Source organism: Mesorhizobium sp. M7D.F.Ca.US.004.01.2.1, from assembly GCF_003997785.1.
Taxonomy (GTDB): Bacteria; Pseudomonadota; Alphaproteobacteria; order Rhizobiales; family Rhizobiaceae; genus Mesorhizobium; species Mesorhizobium loti.
This window is the reverse complement of record NZ_RZRQ01000272.1, coordinates 1-7,861: the sequence shown is the minus strand read 5'-3', so window position 1 is coordinate 7,861 and position 7,861 is coordinate 1. Positions and strand designations below refer to the sequence as shown.

At 62.2% G+C, this 7,861-nt stretch carries 8 protein-coding genes and 1 pseudogene; 4 read left to right on the top strand and 5 right to left on the bottom strand.

The features are described 5' to 3' along the window. The 4 genes and pseudogenes from EN993_RS27070 to EN993_RS27055 all read right to left on the bottom strand — a co-directional run. Nucleotides 1–258: pseudogene (locus EN993_RS27070) on the bottom strand (formate dehydrogenase); the annotation flags it as partial. Beyond that, complete coding sequence (locus tag EN993_RS27065) at nt 255–734, bottom strand: formate dehydrogenase subunit gamma (RefSeq protein ID WP_109666139.1); 480 nt, start codon at nt 732–734, stop codon at nt 255–257. The gene EN993_RS27065 and the pseudogene EN993_RS27070, both read right to left, overlap by 4 nt. A gap of 192 nt (nt 735–926) precedes the next feature. Continuing rightward, the gene (locus tag EN993_RS27060; RefSeq protein ID WP_109666141.1) at nt 927–1,826 is read right to left on the bottom strand and encodes a LysR family transcriptional regulator; all 900 of its coding nucleotides are present in this window, start codon (nt 1,824–1,826) and stop codon (nt 927–929) included. Nucleotides 1,827–1,965: 139 nt separating this feature from the next. Continuing rightward, nucleotides 1,966–2,343 (bottom strand): VOC family protein, encoded by a 378-nt coding sequence (locus EN993_RS27055; protein ID WP_109666744.1) that lies wholly within the window; start codon nt 2,341–2,343, stop codon nt 1,966–1,968. Between the two features lie 252 nt (nt 2,344–2,595). On the opposite strand from EN993_RS27055, the gene EN993_RS27050 reads away from it, so the two are divergent. After that, complete coding sequence (locus EN993_RS27050; RefSeq protein WP_109666142.1) at nt 2,596–3,765, top strand: Mrp/NBP35 family ATP-binding protein; 1,170 nt, start codon at nt 2,596–2,598, stop codon at nt 3,763–3,765. 33 nt (nt 3,766–3,798) lie between these two features. Here EN993_RS27050 and EN993_RS27045 read toward each other — a convergent pair whose 3' ends face one another. Beyond that, nucleotides 3,799–4,251: a carbon monoxide dehydrogenase subunit G gene (locus tag EN993_RS27045; RefSeq protein WP_109666144.1), complete on the bottom strand. Its 453-nt coding sequence runs from the start codon at nt 4,249–4,251 to the stop codon at nt 3,799–3,801. Nucleotides 4,252–4,397: 146 nt separating this feature from the next. Here EN993_RS27045 and EN993_RS27040 point away from each other — a divergent pair, with 146 nt between their 5' ends. From EN993_RS27040 to EN993_RS27030, 3 genes are all read left to right on the top strand, one after another. After that, nucleotides 4,398–6,203 (top strand): IlvD/Edd family dehydratase, encoded by a 1,806-nt coding sequence (locus EN993_RS27040; protein ID WP_127265292.1) that lies wholly within the window; start codon nt 4,398–4,400, stop codon nt 6,201–6,203. 186 nt (nt 6,204–6,389) lie between these two features. Further along, on the top strand, nt 6,390–7,208 hold the full coding sequence (locus EN993_RS27035) for a chromate resistance protein ChrB domain-containing protein (RefSeq protein WP_127265291.1): 819 nt from the start codon (nt 6,390–6,392) through the stop codon (nt 7,206–7,208). A 38-nt stretch (nt 7,209–7,246) separates the two neighbouring features. Further along, on the top strand, nt 7,247–7,861 hold a 615-nt coding region (locus tag EN993_RS27030), incomplete at its 3' end, for a chromate transporter (RefSeq protein WP_245468977.1).

Genomic DNA, 7,861 nt, shown 5'->3' with positions numbered 1-7,861 from the left:
GTGATGGCCGCCCGTGAGGAAGCCGCTGTCGAACAGGCTTTTGACGTCGGAGGTTTTCACCGGCCCGTAGGCGACGCGGCCGTTGGCTGTCGCAACTTCGACCATCGGTTCGAGGAAATAGGCGCCGCGCGATCCGTTGCGCACGATCTTGGCCTCGATGCCGCGCTCGGCGAGTTCACTGGCAATCGCCTTGGCGACCTTTTCGGCGCCAAGCGCCAGTGCGCCGGAATCGCCGGGAATGTAGATACGCGGGATCATGAGCGCACCTCGGCAACGATCTCATCGAGCTTTTCATCATCGAGCCGCCCGATCACTTGGCCATCGAGCATTGCGGCGGGCGAACAGGCGCACAGGCCGAGACAATAGACTGGCTCCAGCGTGACCGAACCGTCGCGGGTCGTCTCATGGAAGCCGATGCCCAGCAACTGTTTCAGTTTGGCGGCGACGGCGTCCGAACCCATCGACTGGCAGGATTCCGCCTGACAAAGCTTCAGCACATGCCGGCCTGCCGGATGGCTGCGGTAATCATGGTAGAAGGTGACGACGCCGTGCACCTCGGCCCGGGAAATGTTCAATGCTTCGGCGATGACAGGCAGCGCATCGTGCGGCACATGGCCGAACTCTTCCTGGATGCCGTGAAGGATCGGCAGCAGCGGGCCTTCAAGGCCCTTCAGCTCCTGGATGATCGCGGCCGTGCGCGACGTGATCTCGGTACTTGCAGGCTGCATTGGCATGCAGCGCCCTCCCTATCGTAGCGGTCCATGCGTATCGCCCAAAAACATTAAGTGGTTTTGGAGCAACGACATGCCTGTGCCGCTTTATCGCTAAGTGCTTAAGAAATCGAAGAAAACCTCCGAAATCAATAAAGCGGTTTCGTTGGACGATAGAAGTCTTCTATCGACTGTCATCAGCCAACCTTGTCTAACTCAACGGTTGGCGTGGAAATCGTCCGCCAGCGCCATCGCCTCGTCTAGCAGCGCCGAGACCAGCGGCGTGTGCGGTTCGCGCGGTGTCGCCACCAGGCCGACCGTGTGGCTGGCGTCGGGTTCGACGATCGGAATGGCTCGTATCGGCTCGGAAAAACCGAATGTTTCCGCGAGGTTGAGCGGCATGATCGACGACCATTTGCCAGTGCGGATGTGGGAAAACAGCACGATCATCGAATTGGATTCCAGCGTTGGTCGCACCTGCACGCCGGCTTCGGCCAGATGCTGGTCGATGATGCGGCGGTTCTGCATGTCCGGCGTCAAAAGGCACAGCGGCAGGCTTGAGAGCTCCGCCCATGTCACTTTGTCGCGGTCGGAATAGGGATTTCCCATCGCGGTGATCAGTTGATAGCGCTCGTCATAGAGCGGCACGCTGGTCACCCGCCCCAGCGGCTCGTTGTCGAGATAGGTGATGCCGGCGTCGATGTCGAAATTGCCGAGCAGCGACAGCACCTCGATCGACGTGCGCGACAGCACCGAGAAGGTGACGCCCGGGTGTTTTGCCCGAAACGGTGTCGTCAGCCGTGCGACCATGGCCAGTGCGGTCGGAATGGCGGCGATGCGGATGCGTCCGGAAAGTCCGTGGCGCGCCGCCCGCATTTCCTCGCGCATCGTGCGGGTGTCGCCGACGATGCGGCGCGCCCACACCAGCACCTGTTTGCCCTCCGGCGTCAGTCCCTGGAAGCGCGAGCCGCGCAGAACCAGCATGACACCAAGCTGGCCCTCCAACTGCTTGATTCCGGCCGACAGCGTCGGCTGGGTGACGCCGCACACTTCCGCCGCCCGGCCGAAATGCTCTTCCCTGGCCAGCGCGATGAAGAATTCCAGCTTGTCGATCATGGACGGAAGCTAGAGCATTTTGGCGCCCGCATAAATGCGGTAAAACAAACGGTTGGCGCGAGTCACCGGTTCCAGGAAAACAAGCGAGGAGTGCCCGCACAGATCATGCGTGCGCCGCCTCCCCGAAATACGAAACAACCTATTTGTCCACCAGGTTCAGGATGTTGCCGTCGGGATCCTTGAACCATGCGACCTTCATGCCGTAACCGACATGGACGTCGCCCTCCAGCGTCAGGCCGGGCATCTCATAGTGCTCGAAGGTGACGCCCTTCGACTTCAGTTCCTTGACAACGTTGCCGATCTCGTCGCCAACCATCCAGGTCACCGCCGTTGCCTTGTTGGTTCCGGCAAATTGGGAATGATAGACGTTGAGGGTGGTGTCGCCGCTTTTGTACACGATCAGTTCGCCGCCCTCATCGTGCACCTGTTTCAGGCCAAGTGTTCCCTCATAGAAAGCCTTGGCCCTTGCCAGGTCCTTTACCGCCAGATTGGCCGTTGCGTTGCTGTTTGCGAGCATGGTCGCCTCCTTCTCTTGATTGTCGGTCCTGTGCTGGTCGTTGAAATAGGTCTCTTCGACTGTTTGACGACTGTCGGCTGGCCTGATTGACGGCCGCACCGGCACTCGATCATCTGGAAGACGTTTGATGCTGATGAAATCCGACGGACCCCATCGTTTTTCCGGGCACGCCAAGGCAGCCATTGCTCCACGGCTTGGTTCTGTCCGGAAACTGCATTATCTCAGGCGCAAGCTGCGTAAGGAAAAACTGCCATGTCCGTCACCAAGGAAATCGTCACCGAGCGTCTGAAGACGGTCAACGGGCCGGATTTCACCGGCAACATTGTCGACCTCGGCATGGTTTCGGAGATTTTCATCGCTGACGGGAAGGTCTTCTTCTCGATTACCGTTCCCGCCGCCCGTGCCCAGGAAATGGAACCGCTGCGTGCCGCCGCCGAACGCGTCGTCAAGGCGATTCCCGGCGTCGCCGGCGCCGTCGTCGCGCTGACGGCCGAGAAGAAGGGCGGCGGCATGGAGGCGCCGGTTCCGTCGCGCCCCGCTCCCAGGCCCGCTCCGCCCGCGGCCGCGCCACGTGCCGCTCCCCATGCTCCCGCTTCACACAGCTCGGGCAAACGTGGCGTGCCCGGCATCGAGGCAATCATCGCGGTCGCCTCCGGCAAGGGTGGCGTCGGCAAGTCGACCACCGCCGTCAACATCGCGCTTGGCCTCGTCGCCAATGGCCTGCGCGTCGGCGTGCTCGATGCCGATATTTACGGTCCGTCGATGCCACGGCTGCTCAACATCCACGGCCGGCCGCAGACCGTCGACGGCAAGATCCTGAAACCGATGGAGAATTACGGCCTGAAGGTGATGTCGATGGGCTTCCTCGTCGATGAGGAAACGCCGATGATCTGGCGCGGACCGATGGTGATGTCGGCGCTGACGCAGATGCTGCGCGAGGTCGAGTGGGGCCGGCTCGACGTGCTCGTCGTCGACATGCCGCCCGGCACCGGCGACGCGCAGCTGACCATGGCCCAGCAGGTGCCGCTGGCTGGCGCCGTCATCGTCTCGACGCCGCAGGATCTGGCTCTGATCGACGCGCGAAAAGGCCTCAACATGTTCAAGAAGGTCGACGTGCCGTTGCTCGGCATCGTCGAAAACATGAGCTATTTCATCGCCCCGGATACCGGCAAGCGCTACGATATCTTCGGTCATGGCGGCGCGCGCCGCGAGGCCGAGCGTCTCGGCGTCACCTTCCTTGGCGAAGTGCCGCTCGAGATGGGCATTCGCGAAAGCTCGGACGCCGGCACGCCGGTTGTCGTCTCGAAGCCCGACGGCGCCGAGGCGAAAATCTACCGCGACATCGCTTCGAAGGTCTGGGACCGGGTCAACGAAGAGCGTGGTGCGGCTGCCGCCGCCGTGCCGAGCATTGTGTTCGAATAGCTTTTTGTTCGGTAGGCACCGCCGCTCTGCAGCCTAGGCCGCGCCTACCTTCTCGCCGAAGCTGGAAAAAAACTGCCCGGCCAGTTTCTTCGAGGTCGATTCGATCAGCCGGCTGCCAAGCTGGGCGATCTTGCCGCCGACATCGGCCTTGGCGGCGTATTTCAACACCGTGGTATCCGGTCCATCTTCGGTCAGCGTCACGTCGGCGCCGCCCTTGGCGAAGCCGGCAATGCCGCCCTTGCCTTCGCCCTGGATGGTGTAGGAGTGCGGCGGCTTCAGATTCTTCAGCGTCACCTCGCCATTGAACGTCGCCTTGATCGGCCCGATCTTCACCACCACGGTCGCCGCCATTTCGGTCGGCGACTTCATCTCAAGGCTCTGGCAGCCGGGAATGGTCGCCCTCAAGACCTCGGGATCGTTCAGCGCTTCCCACACTTTTTGCAGGGGTGCGGCAATGCGTTCCTCGCCTTCGATCACCAAAGCCATGAAAACCTCCCGGACAAGACTGCCTGAAGCCCTAACGCACGGCAGGGTGCGTGTCTATCACACCAAAGTCCGGTTGCGACCGCACGCCCTCTTGCCTGCTTACGCGCGTTGCCATATCGATTTGTCTTACAAATACGGAGACCACGATGGCAGGCGCCCCCACCACCAAGAAAAAATTTCGCTCGCAGGAGTGGTTCGACAATCCCGACAATCCGGGCATGACGGCGCTCTATCTGGAGCGCTACCTGAATTACGGCCTGACGCGCGCTGAACTGATGTCCGGCAAGCCGCTGATCGGCATCGCCCAGACCGGCTCCGATCTTTCGCCGTGTAACCGCCACCATATCGAACTCGCCAAGCGCGTGCGCGAAGGCATCGTCTCGATGGGCGGCATTCCGTTCGAATTCCCCTGCCATCCGATCCAGGAGACCGGCAAGCGCCCGACCGCAGCACTCGACCGCAACCTTGCCTATCTCAGCCTGGTCGAGGTGCTCTACGGCTATCCGCTCGACGGCGTCGTGTTGACCATCGGTTGCGACAAGACCACGCCGGCGCTGCTGATGGCGGCGGCCACGGTCAACATCCCGGCCATCGCCCTGTCGGTCGGCCCGATGCTCAATGGCTGGCACAAGGGCAAGCGCACCGGCTCCGGCACCATCGTCTGGGAATCGCGCCAGCGGCTTTCGGCCGGCGAGATCGGCTACGACGAGTTCATGGACATCGTCGCGTCCTCGGCGCCGTCCACCGGCTATTGCAACACCATGGGCACCGCCACCACGATGAACTCGCTGGCCGAGGCGCTTGGCATGCAGTTGCCGGGCTCGGCCGCCATTCCCGCCCCCTACCGCGAGCGCGGCCAGATTTCCTATGAGACCGGAAAACGCATCGTCGAGATGGTGCATGAGGATCTGAAGCCGTCCGATATCATGACGAGAGAGGCTTTCGAGAACGCCATCGTCGTCAATTCGGCCATTGGCGGCTCGACCAACGCGCCTATCCATCTCAACGCCATCGCCCGACACCTTGGAGTCAAGCTCGACAATGACGACTGGCAGACGGTCGGCCTCAATGTGCCGCTGCTGGTCAATTTGCAGCCGACGGGCGAATACCTCGGCGAGGACTACCATCATGCCGGCGGCGTGCCGGCGGTCATCGCCGAACTGATGAAGGGCGGGCTGTTGCCGCATCCCGGCGCACCCACCGTCAACGGCAAGTCGATCGGTGAGAATAGCGAGGGCGTCGCCAACGAAAACCCCGACGTCATCCGCTCTGTCGCCAAGCCGCTGAAGGCCAATGCAGGCTTCATCAACCTCAGGGGCAATCTGTTCGATTCGGCGATCATGAAGACCAGCGGCATATCGCCGGAATTCCGCGAACGCTATTTGTCCAATCCCAAGGATCCAGAGGCTTTCGAAGGCAACGCCATGGTTTTCGATGGGCCGGAGGATTACCACGCTCGCATCGACGACCCGGCGCAAGGCATCGACGAACACACCATCCTGTTCATGCGCGGCGCTGGTCCGGTCGGCTATCCCGGCGGTGCCGAGGTCGTCAACATGCAGCCGCCGGCCTACCTCATCAAGAAGGGCATCCACGCGCTTGCCTGCATCGGTGACGGCCGCCAGTCGGGCACGTCGGGCTCGCCGTCGATCCTCAACGCCTCGCCGGAAGCCGCCATCGGCGGCGGATTGGCTCTGCTCAAGACGGGCGACCGTGTCCGCATCGACCTGCGCAAGGGCACGGCCGATATACTCGTCACCGACGACGAGATCACCCGGCGCCGCGCCGAACTGCAGAACAATGGCGGCTATCACTATCCCAAGCACCAGACGCCCTGGCAGGAGATCCAGCGTGGCATGGTTGCGCAGTTTTCAGAGGGAATGGTGCTGAAGCCAGCGGTGAAATATCAGGATGTCGCGCACACAAGCGGTGTTCCCAGGGACAATCACTGACACGCATCGACAACTGGCGGCTTGATCAGTCAGGTCGCCAGTCCCGACCAATAGGTCGAGCCCGTCACCATCCTTGACAAGCCCGCGCGTTGTATCCACCATGATGACAAGGGGTGCATCGCGACGACCCCGTGAGGCGTCAGCCCAACGTTCGCGTCCAAGCTTCTCTTCCAGGAGGTGGACGCCATGCCGTCAACAACTGCTATCACTGTATCGCAACTGTCCCGTCTGATCGGCCTGCCGGGTGCGCCTGTCATCATCGATGTCCGCGTCGATGACGATTTCGAGGCCGATCCGCGCCTGTTGCCGGCTTCGTGCCGGCGCGATTTCAAAACCGTTTCGACCTGGGCCGCCGGGTTCGCCGGCAAGCCGGTGGCCGTCGTCTGCCAGAAGGGGCAAAAGCTTTCGCAAGGCGTCGCCGCATGGTTGCGCCATGAGGGGATATCAGCCGAATCCCTTGAAGGCGGGTTTGAGGCCTGGCGCGATGCCGGGGGGCTTCTGGTTCGCACCGAAAAGATGCCGCCACGTAATGAAAAGGGCGCCACCGTCTGGGTGACGCGATCACGCCCGAAGGTCGACCGCATCGCTTGCCCATGGCTGATCCGGCGTTTCCTCGACCCCGACGCGGTGTTCCTGTTTGTCGAACCCGCTGAAGTACTGGCTGTGGCCGACCGTTTTCAGGCCGCGCCTTTCGACATCGACAATGTGTTCTGGAGCCATCGAGGCGAGCGTTGCACCTTCGACACCATGATCGAGGAGTTCGGGCTGGAATCCGAGGCGCTCGATCGCCTTGCCGCAATCGTGCGCGCGGCCGACACCGCAAGCCTCGACCTTGTGCCCCAGGCGGCCGGCTTTCTGGCTGCCTCGCTTGGTCTCTCGCGGATGTTCCGCGACGATCTGGAACAACTGGAAGCAGGCATGCTGCTCTACGATGCGTTCTTCCGCTGGTGTCGCGACGCCACCGAAGAAACGCACAACTGGCCCGCTGTAGGTAAACCGACATGAGCGCTCTTGCCCCGGTAGATACAGCAGGAAAGGTCCCGATGCCGGCTGCACCAACCTTTACGGAAGCCACGAAAGTCTGGGCGAAGATCGGATTGCTCAGCTTCGGCGGGCCTGCCGGGCAGATCGCCTTGATGCACAAGGAACTGGTGGAGGAGAGGCGCTGGATCGGCGAGCAGCGTTTCCTGCACGCGCTGAATTACTGCATGCTGCTGCCTGGCCCGGAAGCCCAGCAACTTGCCATCTACATCGGCTGGCTGCTGCACAGGACGATCGGTGGCCTTGTCGCAGGCATCCTGTTCGTCGTGCCGGGTGCGCTCGTCATGCTCGCCTTGAGCAGCCTCTACGTCCTCTATGGCGACATGCCTCTCGTCGCGGCGCTGTTTTTCGGGGTGAAGGCGGCGGTGCTTGCCATCGTCATCGAGGCGGTGATCCGGATCGGACGGCGCGCCCTCAAGAACCGCGTCATGATGTCGATAGCGGTCGCGGCGTTCATCGCCATCTATGCCTTGAATGTGCCGTTCCCACTCATCGTCCTGCTCGCCGGCCTGACCGGATGGCTGGGGGACCGCATTGCTCCCGGCCTGTTTTCCGGCTCGGCACATGGCAAGGGCGATGTTGCCGACTTCAAGGGAGCGGTCGACCTGATGTTCGAA

What these genes read in the sequence shown, in the direction of transcription:
- EN993_RS27065 (WP_109666139.1), bottom strand. Translation starts at nt 734, where the DNA reads ATGCCAATGCAGCCTGCAAGTACCGAGATCACGTCGCGCACGGCCGCG.
- EN993_RS27060 (WP_109666141.1), bottom strand. Translation starts at nt 1,826, where the DNA reads ATGATCGACAAGCTGGAATTCTTCATCGCGCTGGCCAGGGAAGAGCAT.
- EN993_RS27055 (WP_109666744.1), bottom strand. Translation starts at nt 2,343, where the DNA reads ATGCTCGCAAACAGCAACGCAACGGCCAATCTGGCGGTAAAGGACCTG.
- EN993_RS27050 (WP_109666142.1), top strand. Translation starts at nt 2,596, where the DNA reads ATGTCCGTCACCAAGGAAATCGTCACCGAGCGTCTGAAGACGGTCAAC.
- EN993_RS27045 (WP_109666144.1), bottom strand. Translation starts at nt 4,251, where the DNA reads ATGGCTTTGGTGATCGAAGGCGAGGAACGCATTGCCGCACCCCTGCAA.
- EN993_RS27040 (WP_127265292.1), top strand. Translation starts at nt 4,398, where the DNA reads ATGGCAGGCGCCCCCACCACCAAGAAAAAATTTCGCTCGCAGGAGTGG.
- EN993_RS27035 (WP_127265291.1), top strand. Translation starts at nt 6,390, where the DNA reads ATGCCGTCAACAACTGCTATCACTGTATCGCAACTGTCCCGTCTGATC.